We start from the raw sequence: 19,265 nt of genomic DNA on the forward strand, positions 1-19,265 counted from the left end.
TTTCGCTGATTCAGTTTGCTGTCTCAAGGGCTGCGTATACTACGCTACACCTTCTTATTCGTCAAGATCTTTTTTCTAAAATTTCGATCTTGCTCACTAACTTGCCACTGCCTGATTGCTCATCACTGCGTGTCAGTGGATGCGCATTATAGGGGCTTCATTTTTTTTGGCAAGTAAAAAAGATCAATTATTTATTTAGTCGCATAACCTTTAAACACCCAAAATGTTAATTGATTGATATTTAATGAGATTATAGTTTACTAATTTTGGAATTAGTTTTTGCACATATTGATTATACGTTGTACTTAATACAATATTTTCTCTATCAGAACGGAATATCTTATTTGCATCATATTGTGCATTGAGTAAATTATAAACACGAAAAGCAATTGCATGACCCGAATCAATAAAAGTTGCTTTTGGGAAAATTATTTGTAGTTCTTCCTTAATGAATGGGTAATGGGTACAACCTAAAACTATAGTATCAGGTACTGTTGTTAAGCAAAGCCAAGGCTTTAATAGGTACCTCAATTGTTGCATATCTACAGCAATACCTTGTAATTTATTTTCTGCAATAAGAGCTAATTCTGACAAACCAAGCAGATTAACAGTACAATTTTTGGCAAATTCATTAATTAAATTCGTTGTGTAAGCCCGTTGTATTGTTGCTTTGGTCGCTAAAAGTCCAATACATTTATTTTGGGTAATTTGGCTAGCCGGTTTGATGGCTGGTACTACGCCCACAATTGGGAAGGGAAAATTAGCGCGTAAACTAGGTAAACATATTGTGCTTGCGGTATTACAAGCAATCACAGCTAGACTAATTGAATAAGATTTTGTAATTGCTTCAATAACCGAATTTACTCGGTCAATAAGAAACTCAGTGGATTTATCACCATATGGAAACATTTCATTATCAAATGCATAAATGTAATGTAAATTAGGCATTTTTTTGTAAATTTCATTATAGACAGATAATCCACCAATACCAGAATCAAACACTAATATCGATGGAGGTTGTCTTCTAATATTCATACCTGTTAACTAAAAATCGATTATAAAGAAGAATAAATGCGCACTATCGTAAATTGATTACAAATTAATGCAAGTAATTTTATTTAAGCTAATACTAGCTTTTTAGTTTATAAATAATTAGAATAGACGTCTAGATGGTAAAACTGCTAAAATAAAAACCTTACCGCTCTACTTCATATTTTAAGCATTACATCCGATAAATTAAGAAGGTATATCATGTCAGAATTCCTATTTACTTCAGAATCCGTTTCAGAAGGTCATCCAGATAAAATCGCTGATCAAATTTCAGATGCTGTACTTGATGCTATATTAAAACAAGATCCTAAGGCTCATGTAGCTTGTGAAACATACATCAAAACTGGTATGGCTCTAGTAGGTGGAGAAATTACGACTTCTGCTTGGGTTGATATTGAAGAATTAACTAGAAACACAATTAATAACATTGGTTACACTAGTTCAGAAATGGGATTTGATGCCAATTCATGTGCAGTACTTAATGTAATTGGTAAACAGTCACCCGATATTAATCAAGGTGTTAACCGAGGTAACCCTTTAGAGCAAGGTGCTGGTGATCAAGGTATTATGTTTGGTTATGCAACTAATGAAATGCCAAATTTGATGCCCGCAGCAATTAGCTATGCGCATGATTTAATGCGTCGTCAGGCCGAAGTAAGAAAAAATGGTTCACTACCATGGTTAAGGCCTGATGCTAAAAGCCAAGTTACCTTGATATATGATAATAATCAGATTAAAGGGGTTGATACCATCGTTTTATCTACACAGCATTCTCCCGAAATAGAACAAAAAGCACTACATGAAGCTGTAATGGAAGAAATTATTAAACCAACCTTACCTGCCGAATGGTTAACTGCCAGAACTAAATATTTCATTAATCCTACTGGACGCTTTGTTATTGGTGGACCTATGGGTGATTGCGGATTAACTGGACGAAAGATAATCGTTGATACTTATGGTGGTGCAGCAAGACATGGTGGTGGTGCTTTTTCTGGCAAAGATCCATCTAAAGTAGACCGTTCTGCTGCCTATGCAGCCCGTTATGTGGCTAAAAACATTGTTGCGTCAGGGATTGCTGATAAATGTGAACTACAAATATCTTATGCAATTGGTGTCGCCAATCCAACTTCAATTTATGTAAATACCTTTGGTACAGAAAAAATAAATCATGAAAAGATTGTAGCATTAATTAAGGAATTTTTTGATTTAAGACCTTATGGACTTATCCAAATGCTAAATCTTATTCAACCAATTTATCAAAAAACAGCATCTTATGGTCACTTTGGCCGCGATATATTCCCTTGGGAACAAACAGATAAAACAGCAGTTCTACGTGATGCAGCAGGCTTATAAACGAATACCAATCTATTTACATAATCAAGTATTGGCTTGCCTAAGACAGCACTTAGCGCAAGCCAATAACTTTTTACAGATAGAATATACTGAACCCAAAATCACCTATAGACTGAAAGGTAGTGTTGCTGGTAGTGCTTTTTTGAGTCGCTGGGAAATTCAGCTTAATACAACAATGCTTAATGAAAATGACAAAACTTTTATTGAAGAGGTAATTCCTCATGAATTAGCTCACCTAATCGTGTTCAAAAAGTTTGGTAAAGTAAAACCACATGGGAAAGAGTGGCAATATATAATGTCGGTGGTTTTAGGCAAAACACCTAAAACTACACATAATTTTAACGTGAAAAAAAGTAATAATTATTTATATTATTGTTTATGCCAAGAACATTATTTATCTAAAATAAGACATAATAAAATTCTGCACAACAAAACAGAGTATTTATGCAAGAAATGCGGTACTATACTCAAACTTAAAAATTCTATTTGATATATAGTATATTGCATGTGTAAATTAGATTTTCATTTCTACAAAAGTTCTATATTTATAGTAATTCTTAGTGGATTTCTTTATATCATAGGTAATTTTTTCCTACCTTTATATGATGGATTAACTGTAACATTAATAGAACATTCTCAATCCCTGTTTTTATTATTCATGTGTGCTTATACTTACCGTTATACTAAGCGAGTAAGTAATACTCCTGATCTTTATAAATTCTGGATTTGGACAATATTTTGGTGGTTTATGCTGTTTGGACGAGGAATTAGTTGGGGAAGAGATTTTTTTCCAGAAGTGCCTCGCTTTTATTATAAAATAATAGCTAGCATTTTAATGGCAATTCCTATACTGGGAATATTTTTGCCAACTATTCGTCGAGAGATAGTAAGGCGCTTTAAATTTGAACAGATTCCTGTTTGGCATATTATATTTGCATTTCTTTTTTTAGGTATTGCCGATATTGCTGAACATCATCGCATTGGGCACCAATTTTTAGTAATGACTAAAGAACGAAAGGATTTAATTGAAGAATTAATGGAAATACCTTGTTTACTTAGTTTAGCTTTAATCACTTTTTATATGCAAAAAAATGAACAGAAAAGGTTAAACTCATAATGTTAAGTTATCGCCATAGTTATCATGCAGGTAATCATGCTGATGTATTAAAACATATCGTATTAACACTTTGCATTGAAGCATTAAAAGAGAAAGAAAAAGCGTTTTTATATTTAGATACTCACTCCGGTGCTGGAAGGTATTTATTGCAAGGTGAGCATGCAGAAAAAACTGGAGAGTACTTATCAGGTGTTAACTTAATCTGGCAACAGCCAAACATGCCTGATTTACTCAATACTTATATTTCTATTTTGAAACGTTATAATCCTCATGAAACCTTGAAATACTATCCAGGTTCACCATTAATTGCCAAACAGCTATTACGTGAGCAAGATCAACTCAATCTTACCGAATTACATCCAGCTGATTATTCATTATTAAGGCAGGAATTTATTAAAGATAAACGCACCAGAGTTTTACGTGAAGATGGTTTTATCCAACTAAAATCGAAACTACCACCTAAATCACGTCGAGGCATTATATTGATTGATCCATCTTATGAGATCAAAAACGATTACCATCAAATTCCCACATCACTACTAGAAGCATACAAACGTTTTGCTACTGGCGTTTATTTAATATGGTATCCAGTAGTATCTCGTTCCCAAACACAGAGAATGATTGAAGGTATTGTAAATCTAGGTATTAAAAGAATTTCACAATTTGAATTATCTATAAAACCAGATAATAATCAGAAAGGGATGACCTCATCAGGTATGATTGTTGTTAACCCTCCATGGAAATTACAAGAACAAATGCAAATTATTATGCCTTGGTTAACAACTGTTCTGGACATAGAACAAACTGGTAATTTTACTATTAAACAATTAGTTTCTGAGTAGTTACTATTTTAAAAGCGAGGATATCTCGCTTTTTATAGATCTCAGCAATCAAATACTTCATAAAATAAGCACTAAGATAGGTTCGAGTAAGGCAGGATTAAGGAAAAAAGTGACAAGAAAATATATAAATCCACAAAGTCACCATCAATAATAGTGACAAACACACTGCTGCAGAACCATAATCTTTAGCACGTCCTGATAACTCATTCCGCTCACTACCAATTCGATCTACAACACATTCAATCGCACTATTAATAAGCTCAACAATCATCACTACACCAATGGATCCAAGTAATAAAATACGTTCATAGATAGAAAAATTGATTAGCATGACAGTTATATAAGCAACTATCAATAAAATCAATTCTTGGCGAAAAGCGGCTTCGTATTGAATCGCAGATTTAAAGCCTTTTATAGAATATTTAGTTGCATTAATTATGCGTTGTAATCCTGTCGCTTTTTCCATAATAACATTCCAAAATTGGTATTATCTTACATAACCATAATTCATCAGACGTTGAAATCTTCTTTCAAGTAATACTGATAAATCCATGCCTTCAAGTTCGTTAAGATCACTAATTAATTGTTTTTTAAGAGAACTAGCAACTGCAATATAATCACGATGAGCACCACCTAGAGGTTCAGGTATTACAGAATCAATCAAATTTAATTTAAATAATCTATCGGCAGTCATATTCATGGCCTCAGCGGCAATAGGTGCTTTATCGGCACTTTTCCATAAAATTGAGGCACATCCTTCAGGTGAAATAACAGAATAAGTACTATATTGAAGCATATTAACTTTATCTGATACCCCGATAGCTAGAGCGCCTCCAGAACCACCTTCACCGATCACCGTACAAACTGTTGGCACTTTTAAACGAGACATTTCACGTAAATTACGAGCAATCGCTTCAGCCTGTCCACGTTCTTCAGCACCAATACCAGGATAAGCGCCAGGAGTATCAATAAAAGTAATAATTGGCAGTTTGAAACGCTCTGCTAATTGCATTAATCGTAAAGCTTTACGATACCCCTCTGGTGCTGGCATACCAAAATTTCGATAAACCTTTTGCTTAGTTTCGCGACCTTTTTGATGACCGATGACCATTACCGGACGCTCATCAATACGAGCTATTCCACCAACAATTGCTTTATCATCAGCATAGGCTCTATCACCCGCTAACTCATCAAAATCAGTAAAAATTTCTTTAATATAATCTAACGTATAAGGTCGATTGGGATGTCTAGCTAATTGTGCAACTTCCCAAGGAGATAAATTTGAAAATATTTTTTTAGTTAGCTCACGGCTTTTTTGATTTAACTGTTTAATTTCTTTATCTAAATTAATATCTAATTCCACTTGTTGTGAATCAATATTCTTTAAGGAATTAATTTTTAGTTCTAATTCCGCGATCGGCTTTTCAAATTCCAAAAAATTGTTCATAACGATTATGATTGCCTCTTGTTTTATTTTGTATTTTTTATAAATACACAACTATATTTAATATACTGACTATTTCTTAAAATAAAATTAAGCCAATTCTACTATGTAATACTCATTGAAGTCATCTATATTTATTTCATTTACATTAATAATAAAAGATCATATTTATGCTAAATAAGATGACATTATTTATTTTAACCAAATGTTACTAATTAATTTTCACCTATTAAAATTCAAACTCAATACGATCATTACCAAGTAATGTCTTTAATTCAATAATAAGTGCATCTTCTGGTACAATTCTCCAAGCTGTTCCAAATTGGATCCTTACAACGCTATCGTCTCTCTGGTAATAAAGATTAACTGGCACACTACCATGTCGGAAAGATTCAAACACTTGTTGTAAACGCGGTAACATTGCATGGTTTACCTCATTTTCAAGTAAAGTAATGGCTAGTCCTTTAACATATTTAGTCCGAGCATCTTTCAAATCAACAATCTCTCGAACTGACATTTTAAGCCCACCATTAAAATCATCATTGCTGACTTGCCCTGTAACTATTAAGATTTTATCCTTTACTAACAAGTGCTCAAATTTTTCTAATGTATCTGCAAAAAGCATAGCATCTATACGACCAGAACGATCATCTAAGGTGAATAAACCAATTCTATTACCTTTCTTCGTGATTCTTACTCTAGCATCAACTACAATACCAGCAAGAGTTATCATTTTTCCCCACCCAGTTGGAGATGCCTCACTAATACGTACACCTCCGGCATAACGATTTAGTTCCTTTAAATATTGGGTAACTGGGTGCCCAGTTAAATAAAGGCCTAATGCATCACGTTCACCATCAAGTAAAACTTGTTCAGGTAATTCCGGAACAGCGGCATAAGCATGTTCTACTTGTTCTGGTTCTTCTGCTAAAACACCAAACATATCTTCTTGACCAATATCTTGAGCTTTAGCATATTGATCAGCAGCTTGCATTGCGTCACTAATACTATGTAGAATTGCCGCCCTATGAGGTCCTAATTTATCAAATGCACCAGCCATGGTTAGTTTTTCAAGCACTCGACGATTAATTTTCTTCATGTCACTACGAGCACAAAGTTCAAAAATATTTTTGAAATAGCCACCACTATTACGTGCTTCAACAATTGCCTCAATTGGACCTTCACCCACACCTTTTATGGCACCAATACCATAAACAATTTCCCCTTTATCATTTACATGAAAGTGATAAAGTCCACTATTTATATCTGGTGGATTAACTTTTAACCCCATTCGTAAACATTCATCAACTAAACCAACAATCTTATCAGTATTATCCATATCTGCTGTCATTACTGCTGCCATGAACTCAGCAGGAAAATGCGTTTTTAACCATAAAGTTTGATAAGAAACAAGAGCATAAGCTGCTGAATGAGACTTATTAAACCCATAACCAGCAAACTTTTCTACCAGGTCAAATATGTGCATGGAAAGTTCACCGTCCACACCTTGTTTTTCAGCGCCTTCTTTAAATACGGAACGTTGTTTAGCCATCTCTTCTGGCTTTTTCTTACCCATTGCTCGTCGAAGTAAATCGGCCCCACCCAATGTGTAACCTGATAAAGTTTGGGCGATTTGCATTACTTGTTCTTGATATAAAATAATACCGTATGTGGGTTCTAAAATGGGCTTTAAAGACTCATGTTGATGATTAATATCCGGATACGAGACTTCTTCTCGACCATGTTTACGATCAATAAAGTTATCAACCATACCCGATTGTAATGGTCCTGGACGGAATAAAGCCACTAAGGCAATCATATCTTCAAAGCAGTCAGGTTTTAAGCGTCTAATTAAATCCTTCATTCCACGGGATTCTAACTGAAATACCGCAGTAGTTTCTGCCTTTAACAATAATTCAAAAGATTTTTCATCATTCAACGGAATATGGGTAATATCAATTTTTTTCTTACCTTCTCTGTCTTGACGTTCATTAATCATTTTGATTGCCCAATCAATAATGGTTAATGTTCTAAGCCCCAAAAAGTCAAATTTTACTAAACCTGCATATTCAACATCATTTTTATCAAATTGAGTCACCGGATGATTGCCTTCCGGATCACAATAAATTGGTGAAAAATCTGTGATTTTAGTCGGTGAAATCACCACACCACCCGCATGTTTACCGGCATTTCGAGTTACACCTTCTAATTGCCGGGCAATATCAATTAATGATTTAATTTCTTCATTGTTGTCGTATAATTCTTGAAGTTGTGGTTCCACTTCAAAAGCTTTCGCCAACGTCATACCAGGATCTAAAGGAATCAGTTTTGAAATCCTATCCACAAATCCATATGGATGCCCAAGCACTCGCCCCACATCTCGAATAACGGCTTTAGCTGCCATGGTACCAAAGGTAATAATTTGGGACACCGCGTCTCGCCCATACATTTCTGCAACATGGTCAATAACTAGATCGCGCTTTTCCATACAAAAATCGACATCAAAATCAGGCATTGAAACGCGTTCAGGATTTAAAAAACGTTCAAAAAGTAGATCAAACGCTAAAGGGTCTAAATCGGTTATTTTTAAAGAATAGGCAACTAATGAACCTGCCCCTGAACCTCGTCCTGGACCAACAGGAATATCGTTATCTTTTGACCATTGTATGAATTCCATAACAATCAAAAAGTACCCTGGAAAGCCCATTTGATTAATTACGGTTAATTCTGTTTCTAAACGTTCGTCATATTCTGGTCGTCTTTGTTTTCGAATTTCGGGATCTGGAAAAAGGAATTCAAGTCGTTCCTCTAATCCTATACGGGATTTATGTACTAAAAAATCTTCAGTTGACATATCTCCCGTCGGAAATTTAGGTAAAAAATATTCTCCCAACCGAATTGTAACATTACACCGTTTTGCAATTTCAACACTATTTTCCAATGCTTCTGGAAGATCAGAAAATAGTTCACACATTTCTTGTTCGGTGCGTAAATATTGTTCTGGTGAATAATTTTTGGGTCTATTCGGATCGTCTAATGTGTTACCATCATGAATTGCGACTCTAATCTCATGAGCTTCAAAATCTAAAGAATTTAAAAAACGGACATCATTTGTTGCAACAACTGGTAACGTATGTTGTTCGGCAAGCTGCACTGCTGTATGAATAAATAATTCTTCGTTCAGTCGTTTAGTTCGTACCAATTCAAAATAAAAATGATCTGCAAAATTATCGATATAAAATTGTATTGCATTATCAATTATTGTTTGATTGTTACGGATGATTCCAATACCAATATCACTATTCCGTCCAGCCAGTACGATTAAACCTTTACGGTGCTCTATTAACCATTCGTGATCAACAACAGGTAAATCACCAATATAACCTCGTTGGTAAGCCTTTGATATTAATAAAGTAAGATTCTGGTATCCTTCATTATTAACAGCTAAAATTGTTAAATGGTAAATATCATCTGGTAAATTAGCACTTTTAATTGCTAAATCAGCACCTATAATCGGCTTAATTCCTTTGGACATTGCGGAACCATAAAATTTTACCAAGCCACACAGATTACAAAAATCAGTGATTGCAAAAGCGGGCATCTGCAATTTGCTCACTTCATTTATTAATGTACTAACTTTTGCAATGCCATCAACCATTGAAAAGTCACTATGCAAATGAAGATGAATAAACTTAGGTTCTGCCATAATTACCAAAAAAGATTACAATAAAAATATTTGTAATTATAACACAAGCAGTCTAAATATTCTTATTCTCTTTAGGTAGCAATAAACTAGCAACTTCAAACTGATAATAAAAACTCTCGTATGTAAAACAAACGAGAGTTTTTTTTATTAATAAAAAATTTCAGTAGTTTCATAAAGTAAATTTAAAAATTTATTTACGACGTAACCCCTCTGCATTTGCTGCTTTTATTGCAGCAAATACCGTATTAGGATTTACTTCTGCTGGTGAATTATGAATAGATTCACCCTCTGCACAAGCTAATGTGGCTACTTTCATCAAATCTTCATCACTTACATTTGCTAAACCGATTTCAGCTAAGGTTGTTGGTAATCCAACTGATTCACAGAATGCATAAACTGTTTCTATCATATTAGGATCACTATCAATTAACATTAACATCGCTAAAGTACCAATTGAAACTTTTTCACCATGCCAATAATCATGCGTAGCTTCAAGTGCAGTAAAGCCATTATGGATTGAATGAGCAGCAGATAGTCCTCCACTTTCAAATCCAAGTCCAGAAAGTAATGTATTGGCTTCAATTACATGTTCTAATGCTGGTGTCACTATATTCTGTTCACAAGCATTTTTTGCTTGTACACCATATTTTAACAATACATCAAAACAAAATTCAGCTAAAGCAAATGCCGAAATCGGGCCCGGTCGCCCAGTCATATTTCCAGCTTTAGATTGACGACAATCTTCTGCTTCAAACCATGTAGCTAAAGCGTCACCCATTCCGGCAACTAAAAATCGTGCAGGTGCTTTAGCAATAACATTTGAATCGACTAACACCAAATCAGGATTACGTGGCAATACAAAGTAACGTTTAAACTCACCTGTTGGTGTATATATAACAGATAAAGCACTACATGGTGCATCCGTTGAAGCAAGAGTTGGCACAACAACACAAGGATGATTTAGTTCTGCAGCAACAGCTTTGGCGGTATCAATGGCTTTACCACCGCCAATACCAACTATTACATCAATATGTTCAGCTTTAACCAAAGTGCTAATTCTTGCAATCTCTTCATCACAACATTCACGATTAAAAACATCAATGGTAAATTCAATATTACCAGTTAATGACTTTTCAATTATTGCAGATAAATTTTTATGTGCTGATGGACTTTCAAGCAATAATGCTTTTCTACCAAGCCTTGCTAGTTCTTGACCCAAACAATTTTCAATTGCATTAAACCCTTGTATATAACGGTTAGGAAAAAGTGCAGTAGTAATCATAATAACAACTCCTAATATATAAAAATAAAATTAGTTCATAGATATAGCATCTCGTCTTTAACTAATATTGAAAGATACTTATCATTGGAATTAGTGACAACATACACTTTTATTTCCAATTAATCTAACAGGTTATTTTAAAAATGTGGTATAACCCACATTTTATTTAACTACGATTAGCTGTTATTAAAAATAGGCAACGGTGGGGGATTTTCCCATCACTTTTAGTAATGGGAAATAAAAATAAAATTAGATTTTTTTAAACAAAATTGAACCGTTGGTTCCACCAAAACCAAAAGAATTACATAAAGCATATTCTAGGTTGTTAACTTGACGGGCAGTGTGTGGTACATAATCTAAATCACAGCCTTCATCAGGATTATCAAGATTGATTGTTGGTGGCACTGCTTGATCTCGCAATGCAAGTACTGTAAAAATTGATTCAACAGCTCCGGCAGCCCCAAGTAAATGACCAATCATTGATTTAGTAGAACTAACCAACACTTTGTGAGAATTTTCTTTAAAAATACTTTTTACTGCTTGAGTTTCAGCCTTATCACCTGCAGGTGTTGATGTGCCGTGTGCATTAATATAACCCACTTGCTCAGGAGTAATGCCTGCATCTCGGATTGCACATTTCATTGCTAATGCTGCGCCGCTACCATCTTCTGGGGGAGAAGTCATATGATATGCATCTGCACTCATACCAAAACCAACAATCTCTGCATAGATTTTAGCGCCTCGTTTCTTGGCATGTTCATATTCTTCTAAGAACAAAATGCCAGCGCCATCACCAAGCACAAAACCATCACGGTCTTTATCCCATGGGCGGCTAGCACCTTTAGGATTTTCATTATTAGTCGATAATGCACGTGCAGCACCAAATCCACCAATACCTAATGGCGTACTAGCTTTTTCACCACCACCTGCTAGCATAGCATCCGCATCACCATAAGCAATAATACGCGCTGCATGGCCAATATTATGCACACCTGATGAACATGCTGTTGCAATAGTTATACTTGGTCCTTTTAAACCATAAATAATAGACAAATGACCAGCTATCATATTAACAATGGTTGAAGGCACAAAGAATGGACTAATTTTACGAGGACCACCGTTAACTAGTGCACTATGATTTTCTTCAATTAAGCCTAATCCACCAATACCAGAACCAATAGCACAACCAATACGTTCTGCATTTGCTTCGGTAATATCAATACCAGCATCTTGCATGGCTTGCATACCCGCAGCGATACCATATTGGATAAAGTAATCCATTTTACGTGCATCTTTACGGGAAATATTATAATCTTCGCCATTAAAGTTTTTAACCATTGCGGCGAAACGGGTAGCGAAAGGGGCAGTATCAAAGTGTTCTATGAGTTCAACACCACTTTGACCTGCTAATAATGCTTGCCAGGTGGATTCAACTGTATTGCCGACTGGAGATATCATGCCCATTCCAGTAACAACAACTCTGCGTTTAGACACATTGTCCTCCAGAAAAGGATTGAAATGAAATTTGAATCAATGAAAATTTTACTTCTTGATTTTCACTGTTTTGTATCATATCTACATTAATTTTAAAAAATAGACATAAATACAAACTAGGCGATCATCTGACCGCCTATTATGAAAACGCTGGTAACCTTACTGATTTGCAGTAATATAATCAATTGCTGATTGAACAGTAGTGATTTTCTCAGCTTCTTCATCAGGAATTTCAGTATCAAATTCTTCTTCTAAAGCCATAACTAGTTCAACAGTATCAAGAGAGTCAGCGCCAAGATCTTCAACGAAAGAAGATTCATTTTTAACTTCTTCCTCTTTCACACCAAGTTGCTCAACAATAATTTTCTTAACTCGCTCTTCAATAGTGCTCATACTCTTTTTTTTCCTATAAAAATCGCCGAAAGTGGCAGTGAATGTAAGTTTATAAAATGTTGAAAAAGATGCAAACTATTTTTCAACCCAATTGCTTAGTTTTTGTACAAAACATCAAAATTTTAGTCTATTTTACACTATTCTAACTCATTACACCATATACATGCCACCATTGACATGTAAAGTTTCGCCGGTAATGTAAGATGCCTCATCGGAAACCAGAAATGCTACCGCATTAGCAATTTCTGCTGGTTCACCTAAACGTCCAGCTGGAACTTGTGCCAGAGTTAATGCTTTTTGTTCATCCGTGAGTGCTTCTGTCATATCGGTTGCAATAAAACCTGGCGCCACTACATTAACAGTAATACCTCGTGATGCTACTTCTCGTGCTAGTGATTTACTAAAACCAATTAATCCGGCTTTTGCTGCTGCATAATTAGCTTGTCCAGCATTTCCCATAGTACCAACCACTGAACCAATTGTAACAATTCGTCCATTACGTTTTTTCATCATAGTGCGCATTAATGCTTTGGACAAACGGAATACCGAAGTTAAATTCGTATCTAAGATATCTTGCCATTCCTCTTCTTTCATTCGCATTAATAAATTATCACGAGTAATACCTGCATTATTAACTAAAATATCAATATCACCAAATTCTGTTTTGATTGCGCTAATCACTGACTCAATAGATGCTTCATCGGTTACGTTTAAAGCAAAACCTTTACCTTTTACACCTAAATAATGGCTAATAGCTTCAGCGCCATTTTCAGTTGTTGCTGTACCAATAACAGTAGCACCACAAGCAACCAGCTTTTCTGCAATTGCTTTACCAATACCACGGCTGGCGCCAGTCACTAAAGCAATTTTTCCTGATAGATTCATAACTACCCCTGTTTATCTTTTACTTTGTATTTTCAAGTGCAACATCTAATGAAGCTTTATCATTAACAGCACAACTTGAAAGTGAATCAACAATACGTTTAGTTAACCCAGTTAGTACTTTACCTGGCCCTATTTCCACTAAAAGAGTTACCCCTTGTTTAGCCATAAATTCTACTGTTTCAGTCCAGCGAACTGGACTATACAGTTGAGCAATTAAAGCCGCTTTTATATTTTCAGCAGACGTTTCCACTTTCACATTAACATTGTTGATGGCAGCAAATTTTGGCACACTAAACTCGATACTTTTTAAAGTGGTGGCTAATTTATCGGCTGCCGGTTTCATTAACGCACAATGAGACGGCACACTCACTGCAAGTGGCAGTGCTCGTTTAGCACCAGCTTCTTTACATAAAGCTCCAGCACGCTCAACAGCCTCTTTATTACCAGCGATAACAACTTGACCTGGTGAATTAAAATTTACAGGAGCAACCACTTGACCTTGAGCTGCTTGGTCACAGGCGTTGCTGATTGACTCATTATCTAATCCAATAATAGCATACATTGCACCAGTTCCGCTTGGTACCGCTTCTTGCATTAATTTTCCACGAAGTTCAACTAACTTAATTGCATCTTTAAAATCAATAACTCCAGCACAAACTAATGCTGAGTATTCACCCAAACTATGGCCGGCCATAAATTCCGGTTGATTTCCATGTAAACTTTGCCAAACTCTAAAAATAGCTACCGACGAAGCCAGCAATGCTGGTTGTGTTTGCCAGGTTTTATTTAATTCATCCGCCGGGCCTTGTTGTACTAGAGCCCATAAATCATAATCCAAAACATCAGAAGCTTCATCAAATGTTGACTTCACAATCGGATAGTTATCGGCTAAATCTTTTAACATACCGACAGTTTGTGAGCCTTGTCCTGGAAATACCATTGCAAATTTGGTCATCATTAAATCCTTGATCATTCGAAAATTATCTTACTATTAAAATCTAATTAGGGCTGATCCCCAAACAAAACCACCACCAAAAGCCTCTAATAAAATTAATTGGCCTCGTTTAATGCGCCCATCTCGGACACCAACATCTAAAGCACATGGAACTGAAGCGGCTGAAGTATTGCCTTGTTTATCTAAGGTAACAATAACTTTGCTCATATCCATATCTAAACGTTTAGCTGTTGCAGTAATTATTCTTAAATTAGCCTGATGAGGGACTAGCCAATCCAAATCAGTTTTATTGAAAGCATTTTCAGTTAAAAGCTCATCCACTAAATTTGAAAGCTCTTTAACTGCAATTTTAAACACTTCATTTCCGTGCATTGTCATATAAACAGGATTAGTGATATCACGACGATCTACATATGGATATTTTAATAAATCACCATAACGACCATCTGCATGTAGATGTGAAGCAATAATGCCTGGTTCATCGGATGCTCCAACTACAACTGCTCCGGCACCATCACCAAAAATAATGACGGTTCCTCTATCGCTTGGATCAACGCCTCGAGTTAACATGTCAGAACCAACAACTAAAGCATATTTTATGGCGTCGCTTTTGATATATTTATCGGCAATATCTAATGCGTAAACGAATCCTGAGCATGCAGCTGATACATCAAAAGCAATCATGTCAGCAATATCTAATTTAGCTTGTAATTCAGTAGCGGAACTTGGAAAAGCATTAACTGAAGTTGCTGTTGCAACAATTATTAACCCAATTTCGTTTTTATCAATCTTCGCCATATCAATGGCATTTATTGCCGCCGCGTAAGCCATACTAACTACAGTTTCATCTGGATCTGCTATACGCCTTTCTTTAATTCCTGTACGCGTGGTGATCCACTCATCACTGGTATCAACCATTTTTTCCAGATCGGCATTGGTTCTAATGTGTTTGGGAAGATAACTCCCTGTTCCTAATATCTTTGTATACATCTATTTATTCGCTCTTAGGTAGTGCGGAAGAAAGACTGCTAGCAATCTTCTCTGGTATATTTGTTTGTATAGCCAAAATAGCTTGTTCTATTGCTGCAAAAAAGGATTTTTGATTGGCACTACCGTGACTTTTGATCACAATACTTCGAAGTCCAAGCAAACAAGCTCCATTATAACGTCCGGGATCTAAATAACCAAAATCTTTTGCGATCTTTCTTTGTAACCACTTACTCAACAATTTCATGAATAACGAATTTTTCTGTAATGATAATTTAAATGATGACATAAAAATTTTAATCAATCCTTCTACCGTTTTAAGTGTCACATTACCAACAAAACCATCACATACTAATACATCTGTTTTACCCGTTAACAATTCATTACCTTCCAAATAACCGATAAAATTAATTTGGTCATTTGCTTTCAAAATAGTAGCGGCTGAACGGATCTTATCCAACCCTTTAATATCTTCTTCACCAATGTTTAATAATGCTACTCGAGGATGAGGGATCTTAAGCACTGTTTTGGCCAGAATTTCTCCCATTATTGCAAATTGCACTAACATATTAGTATCACATTCGGCATTAGCACCTAAGTCCAGTACTACAGTGTTTTGATTATTTAGTGCGGGTATAGTTGCAACTAATGCAGGACGATCAATACCGGTTAACGAATGAAGCAGTAATTTAGACAGTCCCATCAACGCTCCAGTATTACCAGGACTTACGCATGCTTGAGCCTTATTGTCTTTAACTAACTCGAGGGCTATTCTCATTGACGAACCTTGGCTATGCCGAATGGCATAAGCAGGTTTCATATCATTAGTAATAATAGATGTTGATTCTATGATAATTAAACGATTACTATTTTGATATTGGGTAATAAGTTGAGCGTTTTCTTTGGACAAAAAAATACCAATTTCTGTTGGTTCACCCACCAAGAGAATTGTAAGATTTGGATAACGATTTAGTGCTTGTATTGCAGCAGGAACAACAGTACGAGGACCGAAGTCCCCACTCATAGCATCTAACGCAATGGTTAGATTATCCAAAATGTCACCTAAGGATTTCTAATTATAAGCTAATTACTTAGAAATCACTTTACGACCACGATAATAACCATCAGCGGTTACGTGATGACGTAAATGTGTTTTACCTGATTCATCAACTGAGATATTAGCAGCAGTTAATGCATCATGAGAACGACGCATACCACGTTTTGCACGAGTTTTACGATTCTGTTGAACAGCCATGGACTTACCCCTTATTCTTTAAACTATCTAAAATTGCAAATGGATTTGTTTTTTCATTCTCAGCTGGAATTTCTCCAAATACCATATCTGCCTCTGACACTTCGCAGTGTTTACTATCATGTACCGGTGCTATTGGCAATGAGAGAATAATTTCATCCTCAAGTAATGCCAATATATCTATCTCACCAAATTCGTTTATCAGAACTGGTTCGTAATAATCCGGTAGTGTCTCTGCCTGAGCATCGCTCTTTACAGGACTGAATTTATTCATCACATGAACTTCAGTGATAAAAGGTTTAAAACAACGTTGGCAAATCAGCTCTAACGTTACTTTAGCATCAATTGTGACAACACAAAGCTTTTGCTCATCATAATCAAAAGACAAGCTACACTCAATATCACTTTTTATACTCTCAACCCTAGCTACACTTTTTGCCGGATAATATCCAACATAATCAAGTTTTTTTTGTGCTGCTTTAATTGGGTCAATAGTTAATGGTAATTTATTTTGCATAATATATGCATGCTACCTTTAATTTATTCGGTGTTGTTAAAAATTACACAAAGCCGTAAGGCGCGCATATTACCTTTAAATAAGAACTTCGTCAATGGGCGCACATGATATAATTTGTATTAGTTGCTGATTATTACTTTAATATTAATTTTAATCATCAAATCTTCTATTGTTAAAATGTTTCAGGAATGCTATACGTTTAAATATAAAACCTAATTGTAACTGTTTATTTTAATATTTTAGAAAGATATTTAGTTAAATATTATTACCGATTTTTTATGAATAAAATTGTTAAGATAGCAATTCTTAAAATTTGAATTTTTCTTGTAAAAAAGAAATATCGTTAATATTATCACCAACTTCCTGATGCTCCGCCACCGCCACTACGACCACCGCCTCCACCACTAAAGCTATTGGAACTACCACCAGAACCACCGTTAAAACTACCGCCTGAATGATGATTATTATCATCATTACGATTAATTCGTATTTTGGTTAAAAAAAGAAATCCATAAATGAAAAAGCACATAATTGCACTTGAAATAAAATTCATTAGGAAAAATTCTGGTTGTTCTAATAATGGGGAACCATTCCATAATTCAAACCCACTAATAGAAATACCATTCAAAATTCCAGTAACTAAGGCTCGTTTAATTAATGATTTAAAAGCTAAATGAGAAAAGATAAAACAGATAATAAAAGATATAACAACCCATTGAGAATAATCTTCAGCATATTTAGCAGCTTTCAGATCATCAATCCGATTTTGTTCTTGTTCTTCGGGGTTGGCTAAGGCTTTTTTCAATGCAATAATGGCATTATTGATACCTTGATAATAATTATTTTGCTTAAATTGTGGAGTTAATTGTTCCCGAATAATGCGACTAGCTAATAAATCAGTAATCGTACCTTCCAATCCATAACCAACTTCAATACGCATTCGCCTGTCATCCTTGGCAATCAGTAATAAAATGCCATTATCCAAACCTTTTCTACCTATTTCCCATGTTCTAAACACTCGTTCAGCATATTGTTCAATTGTTTCATTCTCCAGTTTAGCTATCATTAATACTATAATTTGGGCTCCATCTGTTCTTGGTTTTTCAAATTCGATTAAACTTAACTCTAAGTTAAGCACTTGCGTTGAGGTTAAGGTATTGGTAGTATCAACAACTCGTTGCTTCAAAGCAGGAATATCAGTTAAGCCATAGCTACACCAACTGATTATTAACAGAATACTGATTGCCAAATACCTTTTCATTAACTTTACTGTCCAAAATTAACTGCGGGCGCATCCGATATCTGTTTTTCATTATCGACAGTAAATTGTTGCTTCGGTTGCTGTCCTGACATGTCTGCTACCCATTTAGTTGGTAACTTACGAACATAGGTGTTAAAAGCTTGCACTGTTTCAATGTACCGACCACGAGCAACCGCAATACGATTTTCGGTACCTTCTAGTTGGCTCATTAAATCTTGATAGAGCTTATCCGCTTGAAGTTTTGGATAATTTTCACTGACCGCAATCAGATGACTTAACGCAGTACTTAATTCAGATTGTGCCTGTTGAAACTTGGCAAATATTGTAGGATCTGAAAGTTGTTCTGCATTAATTTGAATAGAACCTACTTTAGCTCGTGCTTCAGTTACTTCGGTTAATACTGTTTTTTCGTGTTCAGCATAACCTTTTACGGTATTAACTAAGTTTGGGACTAAATCTGCACGACGCTTATATTGGTTAAGCACTTCTGCCCATGATGCTGCTACTTTTTCGTCTTGAGTTTGAATACCGTTGTAGTTATTAAAAAAGACAAACGCCCCCACAATAACTAACACGAGAAGGATATAAATCGGTTTTAATTTCATTGTAAGCCCTAATAGTTAATGAATTATTAAGCAGTTTAAGGAAAGATAAATAATTATATCAAGATTTGAAAAAATTTATTTTTCCTATGCTGTAGTATTTAAAGATCTAAAACAAAATATCT

General features: G+C 35.2%; 19 protein-coding genes. 4 read left to right on the top strand and 15 right to left on the bottom strand.

Going from position 1 to position 19,265, the window contains the following annotated elements:
- Positions 1-210: 210 nt before the first annotated feature.
- A complete protein-coding gene (murI, locus tag A9G12_RS10555; RefSeq protein ID WP_065564153.1) occupies positions 211-1,035 on the bottom strand; it encodes a glutamate racemase in 825 nt (274 codons plus the stop codon).
- A gap of 216 nt (positions 1,036-1,251) precedes the next feature.
- Here murI and metK point away from each other — a divergent pair, with 216 nt between their 5' ends.
- Genes metK through A9G12_RS10575 form a run of 4 tightly spaced genes read left to right on the top strand, consistent with a single transcriptional unit; the run spans position 1,252 to position 4,362 of the window.
- On the top strand, positions 1,252-2,403 hold the full coding sequence (metK, locus tag A9G12_RS10560; protein ID WP_065565818.1) for a methionine adenosyltransferase: 1,152 nt from the start codon (positions 1,252-1,254) through the stop codon (positions 2,401-2,403).
- On the top strand, positions 2,387-2,893 hold the full coding sequence (locus tag A9G12_RS10565) for a SprT family zinc-dependent metalloprotease (RefSeq protein WP_065565819.1): 507 nt from the start codon (positions 2,387-2,389) through the stop codon (positions 2,891-2,893). Before metK ends, A9G12_RS10565 begins: the two co-directional genes overlap by 17 nt.
- 15 nt (positions 2,894-2,908) lie before the next feature.
- Positions 2,909-3,520: a hypothetical protein gene (locus A9G12_RS12285; protein ID WP_141674159.1), complete on the top strand. Its 612-nt coding sequence runs from the start codon at positions 2,909-2,911 to the stop codon at positions 3,518-3,520.
- The gene (locus A9G12_RS10575; RefSeq protein ID WP_065565821.1) at positions 3,520-4,362 is read left to right on the top strand and encodes a 23S rRNA (adenine(2030)-N(6))-methyltransferase RlmJ; all 843 of its coding nucleotides are present in this window, start codon (positions 3,520-3,522) and stop codon (positions 4,360-4,362) included. The genes A9G12_RS12285 and A9G12_RS10575 overlap by 1 nt, the downstream gene beginning before the upstream one ends.
- Before the next feature lie 97 nt (positions 4,363-4,459).
- On the opposite strand, the gene A9G12_RS10580 is transcribed toward A9G12_RS10575, so the two are convergent.
- The 14 genes from A9G12_RS10580 to A9G12_RS10645 all read right to left on the bottom strand — a co-directional run bounded on the left by A9G12_RS10580 (position 4,460) and on the right by A9G12_RS10645 (position 19,143).
- Positions 4,460-4,828: a diacylglycerol kinase gene (locus tag A9G12_RS10580; protein WP_065565822.1), complete on the bottom strand. Its 369-nt coding sequence runs from the start codon at positions 4,826-4,828 to the stop codon at positions 4,460-4,462.
- Positions 4,829-4,849: 21 nt separating this feature from the next.
- Positions 4,850-5,809, bottom strand: a complete 960-nt coding sequence (accA, locus tag A9G12_RS10585; protein ID WP_065565823.1) for an acetyl-CoA carboxylase carboxyl transferase subunit alpha — start codon at positions 5,807-5,809, stop codon at positions 4,850-4,852.
- 226 nt (positions 5,810-6,035) lie between these two features.
- Positions 6,036-9,512, bottom strand: a complete 3,477-nt coding sequence (dnaE, locus tag A9G12_RS10590; RefSeq protein WP_065565824.1) for a DNA polymerase III subunit alpha — start codon at positions 9,510-9,512, stop codon at positions 6,036-6,038.
- Between the two features lie 190 nt (positions 9,513-9,702).
- The gene (locus tag A9G12_RS10595; RefSeq protein ID WP_065565825.1) at positions 9,703-10,794 is read right to left on the bottom strand and encodes a glycerol dehydrogenase; all 1,092 of its coding nucleotides are present in this window, start codon (positions 10,792-10,794) and stop codon (positions 9,703-9,705) included.
- 249 nt (positions 10,795-11,043) lie between these two features.
- A complete protein-coding gene (fabF, locus tag A9G12_RS10600) occupies positions 11,044-12,288 on the bottom strand; it encodes a beta-ketoacyl-ACP synthase II (protein ID WP_065565826.1) in 1,245 nt (414 codons plus the stop codon).
- Between the two features lie 159 nt (positions 12,289-12,447).
- Positions 12,448-12,681: an acyl carrier protein gene (gene acpP, locus A9G12_RS10605; RefSeq protein ID WP_034948180.1), complete on the bottom strand. Its 234-nt coding sequence runs from the start codon at positions 12,679-12,681 to the stop codon at positions 12,448-12,450.
- 150 nt (positions 12,682-12,831) lie between these two features.
- On the bottom strand, positions 12,832-13,566 hold the full coding sequence (fabG, locus tag A9G12_RS10610; protein WP_065565827.1) for a 3-oxoacyl-ACP reductase FabG: 735 nt from the start codon (positions 13,564-13,566) through the stop codon (positions 12,832-12,834).
- A 19-nt stretch (positions 13,567-13,585) separates the two neighbouring features.
- Positions 13,586-14,521: an ACP S-malonyltransferase gene (gene fabD / locus A9G12_RS10615; RefSeq protein WP_065565828.1), complete on the bottom strand. Its 936-nt coding sequence runs from the start codon at positions 14,519-14,521 to the stop codon at positions 13,586-13,588.
- 36 nt (positions 14,522-14,557) lie between these two features.
- Positions 14,558-15,511 (bottom strand): beta-ketoacyl-ACP synthase III, encoded by a 954-nt coding sequence (locus A9G12_RS10620; protein WP_065565829.1) that lies wholly within the window; start codon positions 15,509-15,511, stop codon positions 14,558-14,560.
- A gap of 4 nt (positions 15,512-15,515) precedes the next feature.
- The gene (plsX, locus tag A9G12_RS10625; protein WP_081299755.1) at positions 15,516-16,562 is read right to left on the bottom strand and encodes a phosphate acyltransferase PlsX; all 1,047 of its coding nucleotides are present in this window, start codon (positions 16,560-16,562) and stop codon (positions 15,516-15,518) included.
- Positions 16,563-16,595: 33 nt separating this feature from the next.
- Entirely contained in the window at positions 16,596-16,763 is a 168-nt protein-coding gene (rpmF, locus tag A9G12_RS10630) for a 50S ribosomal protein L32 (RefSeq protein WP_065557369.1), read from the bottom strand.
- 4 nt (positions 16,764-16,767) lie between these two features.
- Positions 16,768-17,280 carry a 23S rRNA accumulation protein YceD gene (yceD, locus tag A9G12_RS10635; RefSeq protein WP_065565830.1) on the bottom strand — a complete coding sequence of 171 codons (513 nt, stop codon included), beginning with the start codon at positions 17,278-17,280 and terminating at the stop codon, positions 16,768-16,770.
- 349 nt (positions 17,281-17,629) lie between these two features.
- Positions 17,630-18,538, bottom strand: coding sequence for a TPM domain-containing protein (locus A9G12_RS10640; protein ID WP_065565831.1), 909 nt, complete (start codon positions 18,536-18,538; stop codon positions 17,630-17,632).
- A 5-nt stretch (positions 18,539-18,543) separates the two neighbouring features.
- Positions 18,544-19,143: a LemA family protein gene (locus A9G12_RS10645; RefSeq protein ID WP_065565832.1), complete on the bottom strand. Its 600-nt coding sequence runs from the start codon at positions 19,141-19,143 to the stop codon at positions 18,544-18,546.
- Positions 19,144-19,265 lie beyond the last annotated feature (122 nt).

The sequence above is a fragment of the Gilliamella sp. wkB112 genome (assembly GCF_001690685.1).
In the GTDB taxonomy this organism is placed as follows: domain Bacteria; phylum Pseudomonadota; class Gammaproteobacteria; order Enterobacterales; family Orbaceae; genus Gilliamella; species Gilliamella apicola_J.

Excerpts from the sequence above, each read along its gene's own strand:
- acpP (WP_034948180.1), bottom strand. The coding sequence starts at position 12,681 with ATGAGCACTATTGAAGAGCGAGTTAAGAAAATTATTGTTGAGCAACTT.
- dnaE (WP_065565824.1), bottom strand. The coding sequence starts at position 9,512 with ATGGCAGAACCTAAGTTTATTCATCTTCATTTGCATAGTGACTTTTCA.
- murI (WP_065564153.1), bottom strand. The coding sequence starts at position 1,035 with ATGAATATTAGAAGACAACCTCCATCGATATTAGTGTTTGATTCTGGT.
- A9G12_RS10595 (WP_065565825.1), bottom strand. The coding sequence starts at position 10,794 with ATGATTACTACTGCACTTTTTCCTAACCGTTATATACAAGGGTTTAAT.
- metK (WP_065565818.1), top strand. The coding sequence starts at position 1,252 with ATGTCAGAATTCCTATTTACTTCAGAATCCGTTTCAGAAGGTCATCCA.
- A9G12_RS10645 (WP_065565832.1), bottom strand. The coding sequence starts at position 19,143 with ATGAAATTAAAACCGATTTATATCCTTCTCGTGTTAGTTATTGTGGGG.
- fabD (WP_065565828.1), bottom strand. The coding sequence starts at position 14,521 with ATGACCAAATTTGCAATGGTATTTCCAGGACAAGGCTCACAAACTGTC.
- A9G12_RS10565 (WP_065565819.1), top strand. The coding sequence starts at position 2,387 with ATGCAGCAGGCTTATAAACGAATACCAATCTATTTACATAATCAAGTA.
- rpmF (WP_065557369.1), bottom strand. The coding sequence starts at position 16,763 with ATGGCTGTTCAACAGAATCGTAAAACTCGTGCAAAACGTGGTATGCGT.
- accA (WP_065565823.1), bottom strand. The coding sequence starts at position 5,809 with ATGAACAATTTTTTGGAATTTGAAAAGCCGATCGCGGAATTAGAACTA.
- A9G12_RS12285 (WP_141674159.1), top strand. The coding sequence starts at position 2,909 with ATGTGTAAATTAGATTTTCATTTCTACAAAAGTTCTATATTTATAGTA.
- fabG (WP_065565827.1), bottom strand. The coding sequence starts at position 13,566 with ATGAATCTATCAGGAAAAATTGCTTTAGTGACTGGCGCCAGCCGTGGT.
- A9G12_RS10580 (WP_065565822.1), bottom strand. The coding sequence starts at position 4,828 with ATGGAAAAAGCGACAGGATTACAACGCATAATTAATGCAACTAAATAT.
- A9G12_RS10620 (WP_065565829.1), bottom strand. The coding sequence starts at position 15,511 with ATGTATACAAAGATATTAGGAACAGGGAGTTATCTTCCCAAACACATT.
- A9G12_RS10640 (WP_065565831.1), bottom strand. The coding sequence starts at position 18,538 with ATGAAAAGGTATTTGGCAATCAGTATTCTGTTAATAATCAGTTGGTGT.
- A9G12_RS10575 (WP_065565821.1), top strand. The coding sequence starts at position 3,520 with ATGTTAAGTTATCGCCATAGTTATCATGCAGGTAATCATGCTGATGTA.